This is a genomic window from Adlercreutzia sp. CNCM I-6207 (assembly GCF_977072305.1).
In genome coordinates this window covers 70,506-91,438 of record NZ_CDRVLZ010000003.1, presented here as the reverse complement: position 1 = coordinate 91,438, position 20,933 = coordinate 70,506, and the positions used below count along the sequence as shown (strand labels likewise).

Sequence of the window (20,933 nt, the reverse complement as noted above, 5' to 3'; positions counted from 1 at the left end):
TAATCTAGTGGAAATATTCTAGCAAACGCCACCAAAACGCGCCCACATCCCCACAACCCTATGGCGGTTCTGTGAACGAAACGAGCCCCTGGGCGGGGCTCGTCAGCGCATCATTCAGAACGAGGCGTCCTACAGGTTCAGCGCCTTCTTCAGGGAGCTGACGCGGCGGCGCGAAACGGGAATCTTCTCCTCCACGCCGTTCAAAGTCAGCAGCAGCGTACCACCGGAAACGGACTCGATCTCCTCCACCATGGACAGGTTCACCAAATAGCCGCGGTGTACGCGGAAGAACCCGTGGCCGTCGAGGCGCTTCTCCAGCTGGGCCAGGCTCACCGTGGAGAAGTAACGGTCGGTATCGGTCTGCAGGTAAGCGTAGTCGTCGCGAGCCATGACGAAACGGATCTTATCGATGCCGATGAGAATCTTCTTGCCGCCCTTTTCCACCGGGATGCGCTCGGACTTGTGAGCCTGCAAGTGCAGAGCCACCTGCTCGCGTACGCGGGCGATGGCCTGAGCCAAGCGCTCGGTCTCCACCGGCTTAACCAGATAATCGATAGCGCTCACCTTGAAGGCGTCCAGCGCGTGCTCGGAATAGGCGGTCACGAACACCACCGCCGGAGGGAACTTCAGATGCTGCAGAGCCTCGGCCAGTTGAAGGCCAGTGGCCTCGGGCATGTTCACATCCATGAACATAACGTCGCAGGGATACTCTTTCAGCTTCTCGATAGCCTCGCGCACGTTGGCAGCTTCGGCTGTCACTTCAACTCCGCCGACCTCATCGAGAAGAAAGCGCAGTTCAGAACGGGCAGGCGCCTCGTCGTCAACGATAATTGCGTTAAGCACGTCGTCCTCCAAAAGAAATCTCTGATTGCATTCATACTATTCTATAGCACAGCTGACGCCCCGTCATGCCCGATCATGAGGAAATCACGGGCTAATTCCAGATGAGGACATTGAAATTGCCGATACCCTCATCGCTCCCGTCGCTCAATCGTAAAATGGCCCCGCAGATGCGGGGCCATTGCAGACATACGCTGTAAGCTGTACTCAATTACTGAATCTCTAGTCCCTGCAGCTCGGCCAGAGCTAGGACGTAGATCTTGAAGGAGGTCTTCAGCAGCTCTTCGGAGACACCCTCGTCGGGGCCGTGTTCGCCGCCGACCCAGTCGGGGTTCTCGATCCAAGGCATGTTCACACCGAAGGAGGCGCCCTTCTTGAACTCGCGAGCGTAGGTGCCGCCGCCGATGGTGAAGGGCTTGTGCTCGGTGTCGCCGGTCACGAACTGGAAGGCATCCTGGAGCACCTGAATCTCCGGGTCATCGGGCTTCACGAGGAAGGGCACCATGAGCAGGGTGTTCTCGAAGGTGGCACCAATGTTGTCGGTCAGCTTCGTGAGCGCGGCGGTGATCTCCTCGGCTGTGATGGACGTAGGCCAGCGGCTGTCCATGGTCTGCACGAGACGATCGCCTTCCTTGCGGATGGTGCCACCTACCACCGTCAGCGGCCCGAAGTACTCGTCAGCCGTGGCGATGCCCACGCCAGCACCGGTCGTATCGGACACGAGGCTCTGCACCAGCTCGAGGAACTCGCGCTCCTGCTGGTTGCACAAGCCGTTTTCCAGCAGGTAGTTCGCCAGCAGCATGATGGCGGAGATGCCGCGCTCGGGCCAGGCGGCGTGAGCATTCACTCCCTCAGCATCAACGCGCGCCGTACCGTCACCGGCGTCGGCTACCATGATGCGCTCGGCGCTGGGCAGCGCAGAGGCATCCGCGCGCACGACGGCCCAGGCTTCACCAGGCACGGCGTTGGTCACCACGCCGCCGGAGATATCCAAGATTACCGGATCGGCGATAGGTGCGCTCGTGATGCAGCCGTCATAGCCGCCCTTCTCGCCATAGCACACCGGGAAGTCGGCGTCGGGCGTGAACAAGAAGGCCGGGCTCTCGTACTTCTCGAGATACCACATCACGTCGGCCATGCCCGTTTCCTCATTGGCACCGAAGATGAAGCGCATGGAATAGGGGCGCTCCACATCAAGGTCACTCAAGCACTTCACGGCATGCAGAGCCACCACCGAGGGGCCCTTGTCGTCCAGGCAGCCACGGCCCATAAGGTAACCGTCCTTCTCGGTCACCTTGAAAGGCTCGAACGACCAGCCAGGACCGGCGGGCACGACGTCCACGTGACCGATGATGCCCAGCTGCTTCTCGGTCTTGCCGGCAAGATCCGCAAACCCGATATGCCCCTCGCAGTTCGTGACGGTCATGCCCATACCCTCGGCGATTTCCAGCGCCGCATCCAACGCAGCGGCCGGCCCAGGCCCGTACGGCGCGCCCGGAGCGGCGGCGGCCAGATCCTCCGTCGAGGGGATTTCCACGAGCTTGGCGATATCGGCCACAATCGCATCGCGATGTTCATCCCAATAAGCCTCGGCAGCAGCGACAATTTCCTTGCGGTCCATAGACGTTCCTTTCATATATATTGTCCCCTGAAGCGCGGCACACCATAGCATGGCGCTTCTACCTTCTTCGAGCAAAAACGTATTCCACACATCTCGCGTCGGCACGTTCCCGGCTACTCTCCGTTGCCATTATGGCCCTTCCGCGAAATCAGCGCAGGCCGTTCCGTCATTTGTTGCAGGGCCGTTAGATCGCTGGGCCGCGTGCCCTATTTTCCCTGCGAATACGCTTATAATGGTGGCGGTTTTCGCACAAAGGGAAAGGACGCACCGCCATGGCCGACGACTCCATCACTTCGGCACCCGTCGACGCCGCCGAGACGGCCGCACCGACGCCCAACAACAGCGACAGTGGGAGCGAACATAGCAAGCCAAAGCCCTGGTTCAAGCGCCTGTCGCTGACCACCTGGATCTTCATCGCGCTCATCCTGGGCGTGCTGGCGGGTCTCGCGCTGCAAGGCTCGCCAGAGATCGCCGACACCTACATCAAGCCCTTCGGCACCATCTTCTTGAACCTCATCAAGATGATCGTCGTACCTTTGGTGCTGTTCTCCATCATCGCTGGCGTCGTGTCGCTGGATGACGTGAAGAAGGTTGGCGCCATCGGCGGCAAAACCGTGCTGTTCTACCTGGCCACCACCGCCTGCGCCGTTACGCTGGGGCTTGTGTTCGCCAACCTCATGAACGTCGGCGCCGGCTACACGATGCCCACAGGCGAGCTTTCCTACGAGGCCACCGAGCCGCCGTCGCTCATCGACACTATCGTGAATATGTTCCCGTCGAACTTCTTCCAGCCCATGGCCGACGCCACTATGCTGCAGGTCATCGTCATCGCCGTGGTGTTCGGCTTCGGCATGATCGCCGCTGGGAAGAAAGCCAAGCCGGTCATCGACATTTGCAACGCCATGTCGGACGTGTGCATCGCCATCATGCGCGGCATCATCCTGGTGGCGCCCTTCGGCGTGTTCGGACTCATCTGCCCCGTTATCGCCAGCAACGGCATCGATGTGCTGCGGCCCCTTCTGTGGCTCATCGTGGTAGCTTACGTGGCCATGATCGTGCAGATTCTCCTGGTGTACTCGGGCATCATCAAAATCTTCGCCCGCATGAACCCGCTTAAGTTCCTGAAGGGCGAAATGCCGGTAATGGGCTTCGCGTTCGCATCGGCCTCGTCAGTGGGCACGCTGCCCATCAACATGGAATGCACCGAGAAAATGGGCATATCGAAGGAGGTCACCTCGTTCGTGCTGCCGCTCGGCGCCACCATCAACATGGACGGCACCGCCATCTACCAGGGCGTCTGCGCCATCTTCATCGCCCAGGTGTTCGGCATCGACCTTTCGATCGGCCAGCAGCTGACCATCGTGATGACCGCCGTGCTCGCCTCCATCGGCACCGCCGGCGTGCCCGGGTCCGGCATGATCATGCTGGCCATGGTGCTGCAGTCGGTGGGCCTGCCTGTAGAGGGCGTGGCTCTCGTAGCCGGCGTCGACCGCATCCTGGACATGATGCGCACCACGGTGAACGTCACCGGCGATGCCGCCGTGGCTACCTGCGTCGATGCCATGCAAAAGCGCGCCGCAGCTCGCCGCGCCCGCAAGGCCGAGAAACTGGCGAAAGCGGCGTAGAACTTTCGTGCCGGGCTGGTATAGGTCGCCTCATTCAAACGTCCCATAAGCTGCCGAAAAATCGCGCAGGTTAAGGCTTCGCAACCGTTGCCGGGCGCTCTCCTTGCACGGGAGCAGGCGGCCTATACTTTCGGCATTGTTTCTTATGTGCTGGCGATGTCTATGGGAGGCGACTTCTGTCATGAGCCTAGAAGAGGCGCTGGAAAAGCGCGACGAGCTGGATGAGGACTTCGGATCTGATCTCGCGGACGCTTCTCCCCAAGAGCGCAAGCAGGCCCTCGAGGCCGACGAGAAGCGCGAGCAGGCCAAACAGGCGTTCCTCGACGCGCTGGAAAAGAACCCCTCCCTCATGATGACCACGGCTGGTAGCTCCTTCGAGGGCTGGCGCGTGACGGAGTACCGAGGCACGCTGTCCACCGACGCCGTCGTGGGCGCGGGCCTTCCCGCCGAGGCTGACGCCATCGTCTCCGACCTCACCGACCAGCGTTCCCTTCTGCTCGGCAGCAAGATGGAACGGGTCAAGCGGATCGCCTGGAACGAGCTTTTGTTCCGCGCCCACGAAGCCGGGGCCAACGGCATTCTGGCCATACGCTACGACGTGTACATGCTGCCGAAAGGACTTTTCGGCGCCTCGGTCACTGGCACGGCGGTAGCCATCGAGCAGCTGAGCCAGCTGAACCAAGCTCTGAGCCAGGACCTCTTCGGTGCCTCGGTCACCAGTACCGCCGTGAAGGTGAAGAAGGCATAGACAACCTTCTAAAACCCTCTTGCGTGATAGCGGGCGATTTGCGAGCGGAGGGCCCGATGGCGCGGCATGTCGCACTCGGAGAGGTAGCGCGTTCTCTTTCCCGCCTTCCGCGAGGCCGGCACGATGATCGCCTGGAATTCCGTCGGGCTCTGCAGCTGCGCGTTGGTGAGCGTAGCCACGTCGTAGCCTTCTGCTCGCAAGGCATCCCGGCGACGAGAATCGGTTGTTCGCGCTTCGGCGTCACCATGGGTTGCACCATCGTATTCCACGACAACATTCGAATCTTTGAACTTAAGGTCGCAGACGACTTTCTTCTGGCGCGCAATCGTTGCCGCCTCGGGACTGAGCGTCACAACTTCATTCAGAAGCGCCTCCTTCGCGCCGAGACCTCCATAGTGGCGCGGGAGAAGAGCGAGGAGCGCCAGCTCAGTTTCCTTCACCGACGCGGATTTGTCGCAAAGATGCCGCGTCACCCGCCGGGCCTTATTGGTACCGCCTCGGCCCTGGTAGCGATCAGCGTAAGCCGCGAGGAGCGTTTGCGACGTGACGGGCGCCCGCACGTAGACGACTTCTCCATCGGGGCGAAACTCGGCATCCAGAGGATACCCACCCGTCAATTCCATACCGCAGGCGCACAGTGCCCCTTCTTCTAGGACGCTCGCCATCTGCACAAACGTGAGCTCGGGCGAAGCAACATACAAGCCTTCTGCCACTTTCACAAACGATCGCCGAGGCAGCGCGCAACTCACTTGGTGGAAGTGGATATTTTTCTCCGAACAGCGCCTGCCCTTCACGTACGGAACGCAAACGTACAGACAGCCATCAGCTCCAGTGCCAATACCAGCGCGCACCAACAGCTGTCGCACGCTCTGGCCATTGGCATTGAGTATTTGCCGAACTTCGCGCTTCGAACCGGCGGCATTCTTGATTATTGAAACCGTCGGCAACGAAAACGACGGCATTCGATCGCGTGCGAAGCACTTTCCCGAATGAAACAGCCCCAAAGGGATGGCATTCATCTTGGACCACCAAATCCAGAACAACCATGCGCTGATATGTGAGAGATAGATATTCATAGGCGATGTTTATAACATAGCGCACATTGAATGCCATTGCCTGCTTGCAAGATCGTAAATGTCACACATCTCGAACCTTGCTCAACTTCGTCCTAACTTCTCTCTCGGAGATACGGTGACACGACAAGGGCCTTCTACGCACGTTTTTTGACTTATACAGGCATTCTTAAATCACCAAAACACCCGGAGGCTTAACCATGAATGAAGGTTGGCGTATTACCCCAGGTCACCGGAGCTTCAATCGAGCAAACTGCACTATGCGGAATCTTAGCGAGAATCAAAATGCCTGTATAAGTCGAAAAATGTGCGCCAGAGAAGACGTTTTTGTCATCAGGAAGGGTGAGTGCGATCTCGAACACCAAGCCCCCGCTCAGGGAGTGCCTATATAAGTTGGATAGGTGTTGGCGCCACCGGTTTGCGTCACCAGCAAGCCGCGGAAGGCTGAGAAGCAGTCGAAAACGGCATAGGGGGCACAATAGGCGACGGCAATCGCGCAAAAGCGCCCGGGTCTTGGCTGCCCGGGCGCTTGCTGTGAAAGGGGTATGCGGATTAAGCGATGGGATCCTCACCGAGGTCGCCGTTGCTCAGGGTATCCAGATCCTGCAAGGTCTCCTTCGGATCGGAGCCGGCCGTGAGGAAGCTGGGGTCGTCCAGGTTCAGGCCGTCCAAGTCCATGGGGCCTTCCACTCGGCAGGTGTAATCACCCTCGGCGTCCAGGTCGATCAGCACGTGGCTGCGGTCGCGCAGCTCGCCGGAGATGACCTTCTCGGCGATGCGGTCGACCACCTCGCGCTGGATGAGACGCTTCAGCGGACGGGCGCCGTACACCGGATCGTAGCCGTCGATGGCCAAGTGCTCCATGGCCGCCGGCGTCACGTCCAAGGTGATGTGGCGGGCCTGCAGGCGGTCGCGCACCTGCTCGAGCTGCAAATCCACGATGGGCTCGATAGCCGAGATGGACAGCTCGTTGAAGGTGATCACGTCGTCGATACGATTCAGGAACTCGGGGCGGAACGTCGTGGAAAGGGCGTCCTGGATCTTGTTCGTGAACTCCTGCATGCGCTTGGCGGCCTGCTCAGGCGTCATGGACATCATCTTCTCGGCCATCTCGCCCATGGTCTCGCCGCCGGTGGCCTGAGCCTCGTCGTAGGCACGTCCCTCGGCCGCATGCTCGCGGATGATCTGCGAACCCACGTTGGAGGTCATGATGATGATGCAGTTCTTGAAGTTCACCACGCGACCCTGGCCGTCGGTGAGGCGTCCGTCATCGAGCACCTGCAGCAGGATGTTGAACACGTCGGGATGGGCCTTTTCCATCTCATCGAGCAGCACCACGCAGTAGGGGTTGCGGCGCACGGCCTCGGTCAGCTGGCCGCCCTCGTCGTAGCCCACGTATCCCGGAGGCGCTCCGATCAGACGCTGCACGGAGAACTTCTCCATGTACTCGGACATGTCGATGCGCACCATGGCCTTCTCGGAATCGAACAGGTACTCGGCCAGCGTCTTGGCCAGCTCGGTCTTGCCCACGCCGGTGGGGCCGAGGAACAGGAAAGAGCCAATGGGACGGTTCGGGTCGGAAAGTCCCGCACGGTTGCGGCGGATGGCACCGGCCACCACACCCACAGCCTCGTCCTGGCCGATGACGCGGCCCTTCAACACTTCCTCCAGGTCGACGAGCTTTTCCATCTCGCCCTGCATCATCTTGGCCACGGGGATGCCCGTCCAGGCAGCCACGACCGACGCGATCTCCTCTTCGGAAACCTCTTCCTTCAGGATAGCGCCGTCCTGCTGCTTCATCTTCACGGCTTCCTCGGCCACGTGCAGCTGCTGCTGCAGCTGGGGAATGCGCGAGTAGCGGATCTCGGAAGCGAGCTGCAGGTTGCCCTCGCGGGTGGCGCGCTCCTCATCAAGCTGAGCGCTTTCCAACTCGGCCTTGAGGTTCTGCACGTCGACGATGGCGTCCTTCTCGTTCTGCCACTCAGCCTTCTGGGAATCGAGGGATTCCTGGGCGGCCGCGATGTCGTGGCGCAGCTTCTCCAGGCGTTCCTGGGAGGCCATGTCGGTCTCCTTCATGAGAGCCTGTTCCTCGATCTGCATCTGGATGAGCTTGCGCTCGGCGGCATCCACTTCCTCGGGCATGGAGTCGATCTCGATGCGCAGACGGCTGGCCGCCTCGTCCATAAGATCGATGGCCTTATCGGGGAGGAAGCGGTCGGTGATGTAGCGGTCGGAAAGCTCCGCTGCGGACACGATGGCGCCGTCGGTGATGCGCACGCCGTGATGGATCTCGTACTTCTCCTTCAGGCCGCGCAGAATGGCGATGGTGTCCTCCACCGTCGGCTCGCTCACGAGCACCGTTTGGAAGCGGCGCTCCAAGGCGGCGTCCTTCTCGATGTACTTGCGGTACTCATCGAGCGTGGTGGCACCGATGGCGCGCAGCTCGCCGCGAGCCAGAGCCGGCTTCAGCATATTGCCCGCGTCCAGGGAAGAGTCGCCGCCAGCGCCGGCACCCACGATGGTGTGCAGCTCGTCGATGAACAGGATGATGTTGCCGTCGGCTTCCTTCACCTCACGCAGCACGTTCTTCAAACGATCCTCGAACTCGCCGCGATACTTCGCGCCGGCCATCATCGCACCCAGATCGAGCGAGACGATCTCGCGATCCTTCAGCGACGAGGGAACATCACCAGCTACGATGCGCTGGGCCAGACCCTCGACGATAGCGGTTTTGCCGGTGCCGGGCTCGCCAATGAGCACCGGGTTGTTCTTCGTACGGCGCGACAGAACCTGAATGGTGCGGCGGATCTCCTCGTTACGGCCGATGACCGGATCGAGCTTGCCCTCGCGGGCCTGCTGGGTGAGATTCTGGCCGTACTGTTCCAGCGCTTCGAACTGGGTCTTGTCGGTCTGCGAGGTCACGCGGGTGTCGCCGCGCAGGCTCTCGTAGGCCGCCTCGATGTTCTTGCGGGTGACGCCCGCCGTCGTGAGGATGCGACCCGCGGCACCCTTGTCCTCGGACAGGGCAATGAGCAGGTGCTCACTCGTCGCGTAGCTGTCACCGAGCTTCTCGGCGATCTTCACCGAGTTATCGATGACCTTGATAAGGTCCTGACCGGGAATGGCCATAGGAGTGGCGCCAGTCTGCTTGGGCATCTTGGCGATTTCGTCGGACACGTTCTGGGACAGCCAGACCGGGTCGGCGCCGATGCGCTTCACGATGGCGGCGAGGTTGTTCTCGTCGGAATCGAGCAGCGCCTTCAGCAAGTGAATGGGCTCGATAACGGCGGCATCGGCTTCGCCAGCAACGCCCATCGCGTTCTGGAAAGCCTCTTGCGCCGTCACCGCCAATTTATCTAGTCTCATATACGTTCTCCTTTATGGTAAACGCCTCGTCGGCGTTACGCGGACGATGGCGCCGACGGGGGTGCGGGTTTCCAATTCGCGAACGCGATCGGCGAGGCGGCGCACCCGCGCGTGCAGGTCTTCCACTTCTTCCTCGCGCTCATCCAGCCGGCTCTGCAGATCAAGGATGCGCGTGACACCGGCGAGGTTGATGCCCTCGCTCGTCAGCTCGTTGATCAGGTTGAGCCGATCGATATCGGCCTGGGAGTACATGCGCGTGTTGCCACTGGTGCGTCGCGGCGTGACCAGACCCTTCTGCTCGTAGGAGCGCAGGGTCTGCGGGTGCACGCCCGCCAGTTCCGCGGCAATGCTGATCATGTACAGCGGCCGGTTCTTGTCATCTAGGCCCATGGGCGCTTCTCCTCTCCCGTCGCGGCGAGGAAGTCCTCCATGGCCTTTTTCTGCTCGTCGTTCATGTCCGTGGGCACTTCAACGTGAATCTGAATCTTCAAGTTGCCGAACTGCCCCTTGTTCTTCAGATCGGGCGCTCCTTTGCCTTTAATGGTGAGCACCTTGCCGTCTTGCGTGCCAGCGGGCACCTTCACCTTGATCTTTTTGCCGTCGGGCGTGGGCACCACGATGGAAGCACCGAGCGCTGCCTCCGCCACATTGATCGGCAAATCAACCGTCACGTCGGCCTTATCGCGACCGAAGTAGGGATGCGCGTCAATCTTAGTGGTGATGAGCAAGTCGCCCGCCGCACCACCGTTTTCGCCAGGAGCTCCCTGGCCCTTCAGGCGCACGCGGCCGCCATCGACAGCACCGGCGGGCACCTTCACCGTGTGGGTGTCGGACTCGCTCTTGCCGGGAATGCGCACGGTGATGCGCTTCTCCGTGCCGTTGAACGCTTCGTCGAACGTCACGTTCAACGTCACGTTCATATCCTGGCCGCGACGGGGCTGAGGCTGGCCGCCAAAACCGCCGCCGAAGTCCCAGTTGCCCCCAAACGCACCTTCACCGTGGCGAATGCTCTCCAGAATGTCGGCCCAACTGCCGCCGAAGCCGCCGGCCCCACCGCCACCGAAGATATCCTCGACGTTAAAGCCTTGGCCACCGCCCCATCCCTGGGGGATCTGGTTCTCGTTCGCCGTGCCGTACTGGTCGTAAAGCGCGCGCTTCTTCTCGTCGCTTAAGACTTCGTAGGCCTCGTTCAGCTCTTTGAACTTGGCCTCGTCGCCGCCGGCATCGGGATGATGCTTGCGAGCGAGCTTGCGAAACGCCTTCTTTATCTCATCGGCCGTGGCGGTGCGCGGAACGCCTAGCGTTTTGTAATAATCGGGCGTAGACGCCATTCGTTCCACCTCCATTACCTTAGTTAGTTACTTAGAATTGCTCTTTCAAGCACGAAGGCGGCCAAGCTGCGGCCGCCCTCGTTCGTCTTACTCTTCTTCGGGCTTTTCCCTCTTGGGGCCGCCCGTGGTGATCGTCACCATGGCAGGCCTGATGACCTTGGTACCCATTTTGTATCCGGGTTGGTAAACCTGCGCGACCGTTTCATCGGGAACGCTCGGATCGTCCACCGTACCCACGGCCTGGCACTCAAGGGCGTCGAATGCCTCACCGGCGGGGCTGATCAAGACCAGGCCTCCCTTGGCCAGCGTATCGGACAGCTTGGTCTGCACGGCCTTCACGCCGCCGAGCAAGCCGGTCTCGCCGTTGGTCTCGGCGTAGTCCACCGTGCGGGCGAAGTCGTCGAGCACCGGGATAAGGCTCTCCATGAGCTTCTCCGTGGCACGCACCTTCTCGGCCTCGCGCTGCTCGGCCATGCGCCGACGGTAGGTATCCCACTCGGCGTGCAGGCGCACGTACTTGTCCTGCCAATCGGCGGCCTCGGCCTTGGCAGCAGCCAGCTCCTCGGATTCCTCGATCGCGCTCGCCACCGCTTCAGCGGCGGCCTGCTCGAGCTCGGCATCCAGCTCGCCGGCCTCGTTGGCCTCGATCACCTCGGCGTCGGCAACCACCTCGGCCGCGCGGGCGTCGTCGGCGGAGGCGGTGGCCGCCACATCGGCGGCCACGTCCTGTTGGGTAGAAGAGGTGACCTGGTCCTTCTCGGGCTCAGTCATCGTTCTTACTTCCCTTCGTTCTCGTCATCGACGACCTCGTAGTCGGCCTCGATGGTGTCATCGGCCGGAGCCGTCTCGGCAGCGGCTGCCTGGGCGCCGGCGGCTGCACCCTCGGTGGAGTACACGACCTCGGCGAGCTTGTAGCCGGCCTGCTGGATCTTCTCGGTCGCCGCCTTGATAGCGTCGACGTCGGTGCCCTCAAGAGCGCTCTTGGTTTCGGCGATGGCCTCCTCGGCCTGGGTCTTGGCGTCGGCCGGAACCTTGTCGCCCAGCTCGTCCAGCGTCTGCTGGGTGGCGTTCACCAGAGCGTCGGCGTTGTTGCGCACCTCGGCCTCTTCCTTGCGAGCGGCGTCCTCTTCGGCGTGCTGCTCGGCGTCCTTCACCATGCGGTCCACTTCGTCGTCGGACAGGGCCGTGGAGCCGGAGATGGTGATCTGCTGCTGCTTGCCGGTGCCGAGATCCTTAGCGGACACGTTCACGATGCCGTTGGCGTCGATGTCGAAGGTAACCTCGATCTGCGGCACGCCACGACGGGCAGCCGGAATGCCGGTCAGCTGGAAGCGGCCCAAGGTCTTGTTGCCCGCGGCCATCTCGCGCTCGCCCTGCAGGACGTGCACCTCGACGGAGGTCTGGTTGTCGGCCGCTGTGGAGTAGATTTCGGTCTTGCGGGTCGGGATGGTGGTGTTGCGCTCGATCATCTTGGTCATCACGCCGCCCATGGTTTCAACGCCGAGGGACAGCGGGGTGACGTCGAGCAGCAGGATGCCCTGCACGTCGCCGGCGAGCACGCCGCCCTGAACAGCGGCGCCCATGGCCACGACCTCGTCCGGGTTCACGGACATGTTCGGGGCCTTGCCGGTCAGCTGCTTCACGAGCTCCTGCACGGCCGGCATACGGGTGGAGCCGCCGACGAGAATGACCTCGTCAACTTCGCCCATCTTCAGGCCGGCGTCCTTCAGCGCCTGCTCCACCGGCTTCTTGCAGCGGTCGAGCAGATCCTTGGTGATGCGCTCGAACTCGGCGCGGGTCAGCGTGTAGTCAAGATGCTTCGGGCCGGAGGCGTCGGCGGTGATGAAGGGCAGATTGATGTTGGTCTGCGTGGTGGAGGACAGCTCCATCTTCGCCTTCTCAGCCGCTTCCTTCAGACGCTGCAGGGCCATGGGGTCCTTACGCAAATCGATGCCGTTCTCGGCCTGGAACTTGTCGGCCATCCAGTCGATGATGCGCTGATCCCAGTCGTCGCCGCCCAGGTGGTTGTCGCCAGCGGTGGAGGCTACCTCGAACACGCCATCGCCAAGCTCGAGCACGGACACGTCGAAGGTGCCGCCGCCCAGGTCGAAGACGAGGATCTTCTCGTCATGGTCGACCTTGTCGAGGCCGTAAGCGAGCGCCGCAGCGGTCGGCTCGTTGATGATGCGCAGGACCTCCAGACCGGCGATCTTACCGGCGTCCTTGGTGGCCTGACGCTGAGCGTCGTTGAAGTAAGCCGGCACGGTGATGACGGCCTGGGTGATGGGCTGGCCCACCTGCTTCTCCGCATCGGTCTTCAGCTTCTGAAGCACCATGGCGGAAATCTCCTCGGGGGTGTAGTCCTTGCCGTCGATATCGATGACCGCACGGCCGTCCTTGCCCTTCTGGACCTTGTAGCTGACGGTCTTCTGCTCTTCGGGAGTCTCGTCGTAGGAGCGGCCGATGAAGCGCTTCACGGAAGAGACGGTGTTCTCAGGATTGGTGACCGCCTGGTTCTTCGCGGCCTTGCCGACGACGCGCTCGCCGTCCTTGCGGAAGCCCTCCACAGACGGGGTGGTGCGATCGCCCTCGGCGTTCACCAGAATTTCGGGCTCGGAGCCCTCCATGACGGCCATGGCGGAGTTCGTCGTGCCCAAGTCGATGCCAAGAATCTTAGCCATTGTGTACTGCCTCGCTTTCACAGTTTCACGTATAGATGAATGATGTTGAGATGCACTATAAAACCTTAGTCTGGTGCTGTCAAGTTTTCTCAACAACATTCAGTGAGACAAGCTCACTTCCCAGCACAATACGCGCCGAAATATGGTGCAGACACGACACGAAGCTTCTGTTGCCAAACTAAAACAATGCTGTTATCAGGGGGAATTCAAAGAAATTGAGTGCGTGCCTCTTCACTTTCCTAAGCGCTTCTCGTGAAGCGATATATGAATGATTTATGTCTATGAGTCGATCGCTCATTGCAAAACGAGCCCGGCATTCCCTTCTTCTCGTCGTCGAACAGAGAGCTGCTGTTTATATATAATGTAATGCGACGGTACTGCCAGGGTAAGAGAGGCCATTATGCTCCCATCCGAATCTTCGCTTCCTATCGCGCGCCGGGCCACTTGGCGTGACACGGAATGCCTCGAGCTGGTCTGCGGCATCGCCAACGCCGGTGGAGGTCGCCTCATTCTGGATGCCGACGTAGACAGCCGCGGCGCCGTGAAGCGACGCACAAGCCGCCTCATGAAAACCATTCCCGGGCTTATCGCGCAATCGCTCAACCTCACCTGCGCGGTGGAATTGGTGCTCGATAGCGGTCGTTTCTGTTTGGAGGTGGTTATTCCGCCGGCCAATGACCCTATCAGCTTCCGCGGTATTTTCTTCTTCTATAAAGATGGCGAGAACCACATCCTTGACGACGAGGCGCTCGATCGGCTCATGCAGCGCGACATGGAAGTCGACGTCAAATGGGAGCAGCGTCCTGTGGTGCAGGCCAGTCTGGACGATTTGAACATGGGCCTCGTCACGCGCTTCACCGGCGCGGCTCGTGATACCGACCTCACCGTCGACCTCGACGAAGCCTCGGCCATCGAGCAGACGCTACGCCATGCGGGCCTCATGACCGGCGTCGGCACTCCCACCAATGCCGGCATCCTTTTGCTGCACAACCGACCGCACCAGTACATTCCCGGCGCCACGGTGCGCATCGGGTTTTTCGGAAGCCACGGCGGCACGCCCATCTACGAGGACGAGGTCTTCGGTTCCCTCATCGAGCAAGTGCACTCAACCGTCGAGCTGCTCTTTGAGAAGTACCTACCGGAAGAGGAGCCGGCCCCGCACGGCACCTACCGTCTCGGCACCGCCGGTGGCCATGGTCGACCGCCTCGGGATGCGGTGCACGAAGCCGTGCTCAACGCGCTCGCCCATAAGAACTACGACAGCGGCGCCCCCGTGCAGGTGAGCGTGTTCACCGACCGCCTCTGCATCGACAACGTGGGCCGACCGCCCCGCACCTGGACCGTGGGCGCGCTCCTCGGACGCCACACATCGCGGCCCAACAACCCCAATCTCGTGGCGGCCCTGCGCTCGCTCGGCATCATCGACGGCTGGAGCAACGGGGTCTCGCGCATCCGCATGAGCTGCATGGAAGCCGGCACGCCCGAGCCCATCTTCGAACTACGCGACGACGAGACTATGGTGTGCTTTCCCATGGATTCAGACAGCCTTTTGACCGCCTCGATAACGCACGCGAACGCCATCAGCGCCGCACCAGTGGCCCGAGCTGACCTGCCCGAAGTGCAGCAGACGGCACGAGCCCGGGCGACCCAGCAGGACACGAGCCTCACGCTGAATGACGAGAAAGTGCTCGCCATGCTCGACATCGACGGGCGCCTCACCGCGCCGCGCATCGCCAAGAACCTCAACATCAGCGAGAGCACCGTGCGCCGCAGCTTCCGCCGGTTGCGCGATTTGGGGCTCATTGCCCGCATCGGCTCGGACAAGTCGGGGTTCTGGCAGGTTCAGTAGCCCATCGCACCCTTCTTCGAACTTGCTCAACCAGATCTGAAAACAAGACTGCCCGCACGTCCTGATCCGTGCGGGCAGTCCATGGAGTTGGCCGCCGGTCGCGCGTCCTGATCCGTGCGACTCGTCGGCCTCTGCGGCCGCTTGCGCCCTTAGGCCTTATGGGCGACTCGGGCCGCGCGAGTATCTTCGGTTCCCGTCGTAACCGTGCTGGTAAGCGAGTTGTTGAAGTCGTCAATCCTGCGGGCGTAACCGAGGCGGTTCGCCACTACCACGGCAGCGTAGCCCACCGTGAGCAGAACGCCAATGAGCATCACCCAGTGCACCCAGCAGTGGGGCTCGTCGAAGGCGCCCAGAGCCGTGGCGTCGTCCTCGATGACCTCGCCGCCGACACGCGTCACCGTGGGCTCCTCGTTATCGAAGGAGACGCTTGCGGCCATGGGGACGTCCTCGTCGAGAATGATGCCCGCCACAGCCCCGAACTGCTCGGCCACGGCAGCAGCGCGCTGGCTTCCGACCATCGTCGTCACCACGCCGGCAATGGCATCAGCCGGAGTCGTGGCCCCCGCCGGCATGCCCGCGCCCAGGCTCGAACGCGGCGGCAGAAGCGGGTTGCGCGGCGGCACCACCGTAGAGCCGGCCGGGCCGATGGTGAAGGTACCGGGAACAACCTGCACGTCGTAATTGTTGCGGATCTCGTTGCCGTTGGCATCCTTGCTGAGAGGCAGCACCGTGCCATTGAGCAGGGCGCTGTGTCCGTCATAGCCCGAGGGCAGTTGCGCGGCGCCCGACCCGAGGAACGTAGCGCCGCTCATGTCGCTGCCAGCCGCCACCGCGGCACCGCCGTTCAAACCATTCTCGGAGGGCGGCAGGAAGTAGAAGTAGGCAAGCTGGGGGCCTTCGGCGTCTTCGGTCAGAGCCGGACGCACCGTGACGTTGATCGTAACCTCGCCGCAGCGCACCACCGCGTCTCCCGGAGCGACCGCTGTCACCTTGCCCGTGGTGGCAACCTCGGCCACAGCCGGGTTTTCGGAAGCCCACGTGCCGCCAGAAGCGGCAAAACGGTGCAGATCGCGAACCTCGCCCACATACAGGGTGAGCTGATGCTCGTTGTCCGAGTCATCGACGGGCTTGTTCGCGGCGGGCTCGGACAGCGCAGGCTGCTCGGGAGCGTCCACGTCAGCGTCAGCGCCTGTACCGGTATCGCCGTTATCGGTGCCGGGCACGTCGCCTTCTTTGCCGAAACCGTTGTCATTTTCGGCGTTGTCGCCATCACCTTCACCGACGTTCTCATCACCCGGAATTACGGACTGCTCAGGATTGGTCGGGTCGGCAGGCCCGTTCGGCTTGTCGCCCTCATCGTCACTGGGCGTCGGCATGGCGAACGCAAAGGGAGCATTGAGCACATCAGTGGAGAACGTGAGAGCGTTGGGATTGATATCGCCCTGAGTCGTAAGGGGCTTTTCCAGCGTTATTTCAGTGACCGTGTCGGGGCCATCAATGCGATACGCCTTCATTTCGCCCGCAAACATGCCATTCCACGTCACGGTAACGCGGTAGCCCATGTCAGAAAGCGTGAGCGGATCGCCTGCCTCGTCAACAAGGCCGAGGCGGTAGATGCGGTACAGCCCGTATCCCTCTTCCAGAGCCTTCTCCATGGCGGTCTTGCCTTCGTCGTTTACCGCCACATCAACCGTCAGCCGCGCTCCTTCGGGAAGCGCACCCGCAGCGGTCAGCTCCACCGTCACATCATCGGTGTCGACGGTCAGGACGGCCGCATTGTTTTGCAGGCCATCGGACGTCGGAGCATCGAGGGGGCCGTCGTCTTTCTGGGCGGGCGTCTCGCTGGCGCCATCATTCGTCGGCGTCGAAACGCTCTCGGACGCCTTCTCCGGAGCATTTTCAGGCGGCGTTGGCTCCGTCGTCTTCTCGCCCACTTCACCATCGAAGCCTTCGACGGCCAGCGCAGCATCGGCAAACACCGAGACGTTCAGGAACGAGAGCGCCATAAGCAGAGAGAGCGCGACCGCCACGATCTTTCCCTCGAGGCAGTTACGCGCGTCGGCGAATCGCTGTATTGTGTTCATTTCCACCAACTTCTCCTTAACCCCGGCGGCTTTTTCGCCGCCTTGCATCCTCACATTTCAGGCTGTGAGTGCGATACCGAAAACACCGGCGATACGCATAATGCAGAGTGATTTCAATATCGATGAGAATTCTACGCAGCTTTAAAGAGGAAGTCGCTTTTGCGGTAAGTTGATAGGATATTGATAGGGTAATGACATTGCATTTGATATGAATTTGTCATTCTTCTGTTCTGAAATGGAAATGACAGGCAAGAAAAAGCGGCCGAAGCCGCCATAAGGAAAGTCCTTCAGAGAAATTTGCTAAACGGCGCCGCGAACCAGAGAGGCCAATTCATTGCGATCATGGAACTCCCTGGGGCGATCGGGGCGTGAAACCTCCACGACATCGCCCTCCCAGGTGGCTCCCGCATCGCCGAACTTCGAGGAATGCACGATGCGCTGGAAGCGCACTCGTGAGTTGGCAGGCAGCTCGGCTAATTCGAACCCATAGGTAAGGTTCGAGAGAATCGCCTGCAACGCGTCGACCACCTCATCATCGGGGCTCAGACGCACCACTCCCATCTCGCTGTTGTAGAGCAGCCCCGGCGCAACGAAGATTGTGCGGATCCGTTCCTGACGCTTCTTTTCGGCCCAGTGAATGGCAACGCAGGCAGCGACAATAACGACCCACCAGACAACCGTCACCACGATATCGAGAGGGTTGTCCACGAGATCGAACTGCAACGCATGCCAAATCCAGAGGAAGGCAACGGAAGCCAGCAGAAGCACAGCGGCTATGATCCAGTTGCTCTTTCGCATACGACGTGACTCCTGAATGTTGCTTCTCGTGGGGCAACTCATTTTCATTTCGCCAATTTTACCCCTTTAAGGTACGACAGGCTACCTCATTTTGCGTGTTCATTTACTCAATTCGCAAGAAAGCCCGCTGCAGCAGCAACGGGCTTTCAATGGATTTCGATAAAAGAGACTCCGGAAGACTCCGCGTTCAATCGCACTTACCGAAAATTGAGAGTTAGTCCTCGACGATCTCCGGGATAGCACCCATGGGGCACTCCTCGACGCAGTCGCCACAAGCGATGCAAGCTTCCTCGTTCACGGCGTCGGCAACGCCATTGACGACCTCGAGCACTTCCTGGGGGCACGCGTCAACGCAGATGCCGCAGCCGATGCACTCGTCAGCTTCAATTACGGGATGAGACATGGGAAGCTCCTTCGTTCTCGGGTGATAATCCTCGTCTATGAAGCAGGGGCTTTCCGCCCCCCGTTACTTCACTGCGCAAGATACCATGAAAGAGCCAAAGCGCAAGTAGAAATAGAAAACTTTTCAGGGGGCGGCTAAGGAGTGCGTAACGAACTAGCAAATACGGGGAAGCTGCTCGCCGACGAGCATGTCCAAGATGCGGGTGCTACCGAAAGCGGTGCGCAGGAACACCTTGGGGCCGCGGGCCGGGTCGGCCTCGGTCACGCGCCCGATAATGGCGGCGTCGTCACCATAGGGACTCTTCCGCATGGCGGCCAACGCCGCCTCAGCCTCATCGGCGGCCACCACACAGACCATCTTGCCCTCGTTGGCCACCTGCATCACGTCGTAGCCGAGCATCTCGCAGGCGCCCAGCACGGCGTCCTTCACGGGAATGGCATCCTCGTCCACGGTGATGTCGGTGCCGGACTGCTCGGCCAGCTCGTTCAGCGTCGAGGCAATGCCGCCGCGCGTGGGATCGCGGAAGCAACGGGTGTGCGGCGCCGCGGCCAGCACATCGGCGATGAGGTGGTTCAGCGGTGCCGCATCGCTTTCGATGTTCGCGGAGAAATTCAAGCCCTCCCGGCAGCTCATGATGGTGATGCCATGGTCGCCCAGGGTGCCGCTCACCAGCACTGCATCACCGGGACGAATTTGCGCGCCGCCCAAGTTCACGCCCTCGGCGAGAGCGCCCACGCCACTCGTATTAATATAGATGCCGTCGCCATGGCCCCGGTTCACCACCTTGGTGTCGCCGGTGACGAACCGTACGCCGGCCTCGCGCGCCGCCTCGGCCATGGAAGCGCAGATGCGGCGCAGGTCATCCATGGGAAAGCCCTCTTCCAGAATGAAGGCGCAGGAGAGATACAGCGGGCGGGCGCCGGAGGTGGCCACGTCGTTCACGGTGCCGCACACCGCCAAACGGCCGATGTCGCCGCCGGGAAAGAAATGCGGCGTCACCACGAAGCTGTCCGTGGAGTAGGCGATGCGCTCACCCGGCGCGAGGGCCGGCAGCACCGCCGCGTCATCGCCGCGCAGAAGCTCGTCGGTGCCGTAGGCCTCGAAGAACACCTCGTCGATGATGCGCTTCATCATGGAACCGCCGGAACCATGCCCCAGCATTACCTTCTCGTCTGCCATTACATAAACCTTCCCGTGGTGGTAAGCACCAGCTTGCCGTTCTTCACGCCCTTGGTGCCCAAAATGAGGTTGGCCACGCTTTGCACGAGGCCCGTTTCACCGCGCATGACGATAACCTCCAAGCACATATGCTCGTCCACATGTACGTGCATCGTGGAGATGATGGTGTCGAAGTAGTCGTGCTGAATGGTGTGCAGCTTCTCCTGCAGATCGTTGGAGTGGTGGTCGTAAATAATGGTGAGCGTGCCCATGACAAGGCCCCCAGGCGTTGCGCACTCTTCTTCCACGAGGGCGTCGCGCACCAAATCGCGCACCACTTCGCTGCGGTTCTTCGCCAGGCCGCGGCGAGCCACCAGCTGGTCGAACTCCATGAGCAGCCCCTCGGGCATGGCCACGGAGAAACGAACAAGGTCGTTGCTCATCGGTCGCGCCGCCTAGACGCGGGCGACGGTGAAGCCGGCGGCATCCTTCGCGTCATCTTCCATGGCCTCTTTGGCCTCGTCAAGTGCGGCGCGCACCTCGTCGAGCAGGCGCATCACGTCATGCAGCTTTTCCCCCACCGTGGCAAACCCGGCGTCGGAGGCCAAATGCCCCAGATCGTGCGCATGGCGGCGCTCGAGCTTAATGTGGTCGTCGATCTGGTCGATCATCATTTCCAGCTGGCCGGTGTTGACTCCATTGGTGCACATGGGCGCCTCCTTGGAATTTGCTACTATATACAGGAATGTTTTATCGCGAGTGCGAGCGCAGCGCAAGAGGGAGTGTGATTTCTTCCGTGAAAAGTAACATTTTTGAGGTAACGGGCGAATCGGTGCTCATGCTGTACGGCAGCCACCTGACCGGCGCGCCAACCTCCACGCTGCTCGTGCTGAGCGAGACCCCTTTGGGCGACGCAGCCTTGGAGGCCCTAGAGAAATCGGCGGTGAGCTTGGAGTTCGGCACTGCCCCTCTGGCGCAGGTGGTCGTGGAAACCGCCGAGGGCAAGCTGGGCGCGGAAGACGTGCGAACCATCGTGGAAGGCCTCGACCCCGTGGCGCTTGTGGCCTGCGACGCCTTCGCCGCCGAGGCGCTTTCGGCCGCCTACCGCACACCGGTGACCCTGGATGCCGACAATCGCCTGATGGGCCGCACCGCCGCCATCTTCCAAGACTTCGAAGGCATGATGAACACCCCCGCCGACAAACAACGCGCCTGGGCGCTCCTGAAGAAGCTGCGGTAGAGAGACCTTCTGAATAGCGAAACTCCAATTTCACTATTTTTTCGCTATTTTGGTTGTTTTACAAACAGTGCTTCAAAAGTCGGGCGGCCGCCAGGGCACAGTGGCTCTGGCGGCCT

General features: G+C 61.3%; 18 protein-coding genes. 4 read left to right on the top strand and 14 right to left on the bottom strand.

What is annotated here, in order from left to right:
- Positions 1 to 129: 129 nt before the first annotated feature.
- Positions 130 to 843: a LytR/AlgR family response regulator transcription factor gene (locus ACW4QM_RS02630; protein WP_041714276.1), complete on the bottom strand. Its 714-nt coding sequence runs from the start codon at positions 841 to 843 to the stop codon at positions 130 to 132.
- 208 nt (positions 844 to 1,051) lie between these two features.
- Complete coding sequence (locus tag ACW4QM_RS02625) at positions 1,052 to 2,461, bottom strand: Sapep family Mn(2+)-dependent dipeptidase (protein WP_161128017.1); 1,410 nt, start codon at positions 2,459 to 2,461, stop codon at positions 1,052 to 1,054.
- 272 nt (positions 2,462 to 2,733) lie between these two features.
- Here ACW4QM_RS02625 and ACW4QM_RS02620 point away from each other — a divergent pair, with 272 nt between their 5' ends.
- Together ACW4QM_RS02620 and ACW4QM_RS02615 are read left to right on the top strand one after the other, a co-directional pair.
- A complete protein-coding gene (locus ACW4QM_RS02620; protein ID WP_161128018.1) occupies positions 2,734 to 4,086 on the top strand; it encodes a dicarboxylate/amino acid:cation symporter in 1,353 nt (450 codons plus the stop codon).
- A gap of 181 nt (positions 4,087 to 4,267) precedes the next feature.
- Positions 4,268 to 4,834 (top strand): YbjQ family protein, encoded by a 567-nt coding sequence (locus tag ACW4QM_RS02615; RefSeq protein WP_161128019.1) that lies wholly within the window; start codon positions 4,268 to 4,270, stop codon positions 4,832 to 4,834.
- 8 nt (positions 4,835 to 4,842) lie between these two features.
- On the opposite strand, the gene ACW4QM_RS02610 is transcribed toward ACW4QM_RS02615, so the two are convergent.
- From ACW4QM_RS02610 to dnaK, 6 genes are all read right to left on the bottom strand, one after another.
- On the bottom strand, positions 4,843 to 5,910 hold the full coding sequence (locus ACW4QM_RS02610; RefSeq protein ID WP_022738241.1) for a DUF559 domain-containing protein: 1,068 nt from the start codon (positions 5,908 to 5,910) through the stop codon (positions 4,843 to 4,845).
- Between the two features lie 549 nt (positions 5,911 to 6,459).
- Positions 6,460 to 9,273, bottom strand: coding sequence for an ATP-dependent Clp protease ATP-binding subunit (locus ACW4QM_RS02605; RefSeq protein ID WP_455798169.1), 2,814 nt, complete (start codon positions 9,271 to 9,273; stop codon positions 6,460 to 6,462).
- 12 nt (positions 9,274 to 9,285) lie between these two features.
- On the bottom strand, positions 9,286 to 9,663 hold the full coding sequence (locus ACW4QM_RS02600) for a heat shock protein transcriptional repressor HspR (protein WP_114538594.1): 378 nt from the start codon (positions 9,661 to 9,663) through the stop codon (positions 9,286 to 9,288).
- Positions 9,654 to 10,604, bottom strand: a complete 951-nt coding sequence (locus ACW4QM_RS02595) for a DnaJ C-terminal domain-containing protein (protein WP_022738233.1) — start codon at positions 10,602 to 10,604, stop codon at positions 9,654 to 9,656. Before ACW4QM_RS02595 ends, ACW4QM_RS02600 begins: the two co-directional genes overlap by 10 nt.
- An 87-nt stretch (positions 10,605 to 10,691) precedes the next feature.
- A complete protein-coding gene (locus tag ACW4QM_RS02590; RefSeq protein ID WP_173111398.1) occupies positions 10,692 to 11,375 on the bottom strand; it encodes a nucleotide exchange factor GrpE in 684 nt (227 codons plus the stop codon).
- A 5-nt stretch (positions 11,376 to 11,380) separates the two neighbouring features.
- The gene (dnaK, locus tag ACW4QM_RS02585; RefSeq protein WP_173111396.1) at positions 11,381 to 13,285 is read right to left on the bottom strand and encodes a molecular chaperone DnaK; all 1,905 of its coding nucleotides are present in this window, start codon (positions 13,283 to 13,285) and stop codon (positions 11,381 to 11,383) included.
- A 400-nt stretch (positions 13,286 to 13,685) separates the two neighbouring features.
- Between dnaK and ACW4QM_RS02580 the strand changes: the two genes are divergently transcribed.
- Entirely contained in the window at positions 13,686 to 15,134 is a 1,449-nt protein-coding gene (locus tag ACW4QM_RS02580) for an ATP-binding protein (protein WP_173111393.1), read from the top strand.
- A gap of 149 nt (positions 15,135 to 15,283) precedes the next feature.
- On the opposite strand, the gene ACW4QM_RS02575 is transcribed toward ACW4QM_RS02580, so the two are convergent.
- From ACW4QM_RS02575 to ACW4QM_RS02550, 6 genes are all read right to left on the bottom strand, one after another.
- Entirely contained in the window at positions 15,284 to 17,218 is a 1,935-nt protein-coding gene (locus tag ACW4QM_RS02575; protein ID WP_256156347.1) for an Ig-like domain-containing protein, read from the bottom strand.
- 300 nt (positions 17,219 to 17,518) lie between these two features.
- Entirely contained in the window at positions 17,519 to 18,016 is a 498-nt protein-coding gene (locus tag ACW4QM_RS02570) for a hypothetical protein (protein ID WP_114538589.1), read from the bottom strand.
- 214 nt (positions 18,017 to 18,230) lie between these two features.
- Positions 18,231 to 18,419, bottom strand: coding sequence for a 4Fe-4S binding protein (locus ACW4QM_RS02565; RefSeq protein ID WP_022738207.1), 189 nt, complete (start codon positions 18,417 to 18,419; stop codon positions 18,231 to 18,233).
- A gap of 153 nt (positions 18,420 to 18,572) precedes the next feature.
- Positions 18,573 to 19,598, bottom strand: coding sequence for a hydrogenase expression/formation protein HypE (gene hypE, locus ACW4QM_RS02560; RefSeq protein ID WP_114538588.1), 1,026 nt, complete (start codon positions 19,596 to 19,598; stop codon positions 18,573 to 18,575).
- Positions 19,598 to 20,020: a nickel-responsive transcriptional regulator NikR gene (gene nikR / locus ACW4QM_RS02555; protein WP_022738200.1), complete on the bottom strand. Its 423-nt coding sequence runs from the start codon at positions 20,018 to 20,020 to the stop codon at positions 19,598 to 19,600. Before nikR ends, hypE begins: the two co-directional genes overlap by 1 nt.
- Before the next feature lie 12 nt (positions 20,021 to 20,032).
- On the bottom strand, positions 20,033 to 20,287 hold the full coding sequence (locus ACW4QM_RS02550) for a dynein gamma chain protein (RefSeq protein WP_114538587.1): 255 nt from the start codon (positions 20,285 to 20,287) through the stop codon (positions 20,033 to 20,035).
- 86 nt (positions 20,288 to 20,373) lie between these two features.
- On the opposite strand from ACW4QM_RS02550, the gene ACW4QM_RS02545 reads away from it, so the two are divergent.
- Complete coding sequence (locus tag ACW4QM_RS02545; RefSeq protein WP_147272649.1) at positions 20,374 to 20,817, top strand: hypothetical protein; 444 nt, start codon at positions 20,374 to 20,376, stop codon at positions 20,815 to 20,817.
- The last annotated feature ends 116 nt before the right edge of the window (positions 20,818 to 20,933 follow it).

Coding starts and splice junctions, on each gene's coding strand:
- ACW4QM_RS02600 (WP_114538594.1), bottom strand. CDS start 9,663: ATGGGCCTAGATGACAAGAACCGGCCGCTGTACATGATCAGCATTGCC.
- ACW4QM_RS02625 (WP_161128017.1), bottom strand. CDS start 2,461: ATGGACCGCAAGGAAATTGTCGCTGCTGCCGAGGCTTATTGGGATGAA.
- ACW4QM_RS02595 (WP_022738233.1), bottom strand. CDS start 10,604: ATGGCGTCTACGCCCGATTATTACAAAACGCTAGGCGTTCCGCGCACC.
- ACW4QM_RS02565 (WP_022738207.1), bottom strand. CDS start 18,419: ATGTCTCATCCCGTAATTGAAGCTGACGAGTGCATCGGCTGCGGCATC.
- ACW4QM_RS02570 (WP_114538589.1), bottom strand. CDS start 18,016: ATGCGAAAGAGCAACTGGATCATAGCCGCTGTGCTTCTGCTGGCTTCC.
- ACW4QM_RS02610 (WP_022738241.1), bottom strand. CDS start 5,910: ATGAATATCTATCTCTCACATATCAGCGCATGGTTGTTCTGGATTTGG.
- ACW4QM_RS02605 (WP_455798169.1), bottom strand. CDS start 9,273: ATGAGACTAGATAAATTGGCGGTGACGGCGCAAGAGGCTTTCCAGAAC.
- ACW4QM_RS02620 (WP_161128018.1), top strand. CDS start 2,734: ATGGCCGACGACTCCATCACTTCGGCACCCGTCGACGCCGCCGAGACG.
- ACW4QM_RS02590 (WP_173111398.1), bottom strand. CDS start 11,375: ATGACTGAGCCCGAGAAGGACCAGGTCACCTCTTCTACCCAACAGGAC.
- ACW4QM_RS02550 (WP_114538587.1), bottom strand. CDS start 20,287: ATGTGCACCAATGGAGTCAACACCGGCCAGCTGGAAATGATGATCGAC.
- hypE (WP_114538588.1), bottom strand. CDS start 19,598: ATGGCAGACGAGAAGGTAATGCTGGGGCATGGTTCCGGCGGTTCCATG.
- dnaK (WP_173111396.1), bottom strand. CDS start 13,285: ATGGCTAAGATTCTTGGCATCGACTTGGGCACGACGAACTCCGCCATG.
- ACW4QM_RS02580 (WP_173111393.1), top strand. CDS start 13,686: ATGCTCCCATCCGAATCTTCGCTTCCTATCGCGCGCCGGGCCACTTGG.
- ACW4QM_RS02575 (WP_256156347.1), bottom strand. CDS start 17,218: ATGAACACAATACAGCGATTCGCCGACGCGCGTAACTGCCTCGAGGGA.
- ACW4QM_RS02615 (WP_161128019.1), top strand. CDS start 4,268: ATGAGCCTAGAAGAGGCGCTGGAAAAGCGCGACGAGCTGGATGAGGAC.
- nikR (WP_022738200.1), bottom strand. CDS start 20,020: ATGAGCAACGACCTTGTTCGTTTCTCCGTGGCCATGCCCGAGGGGCTG.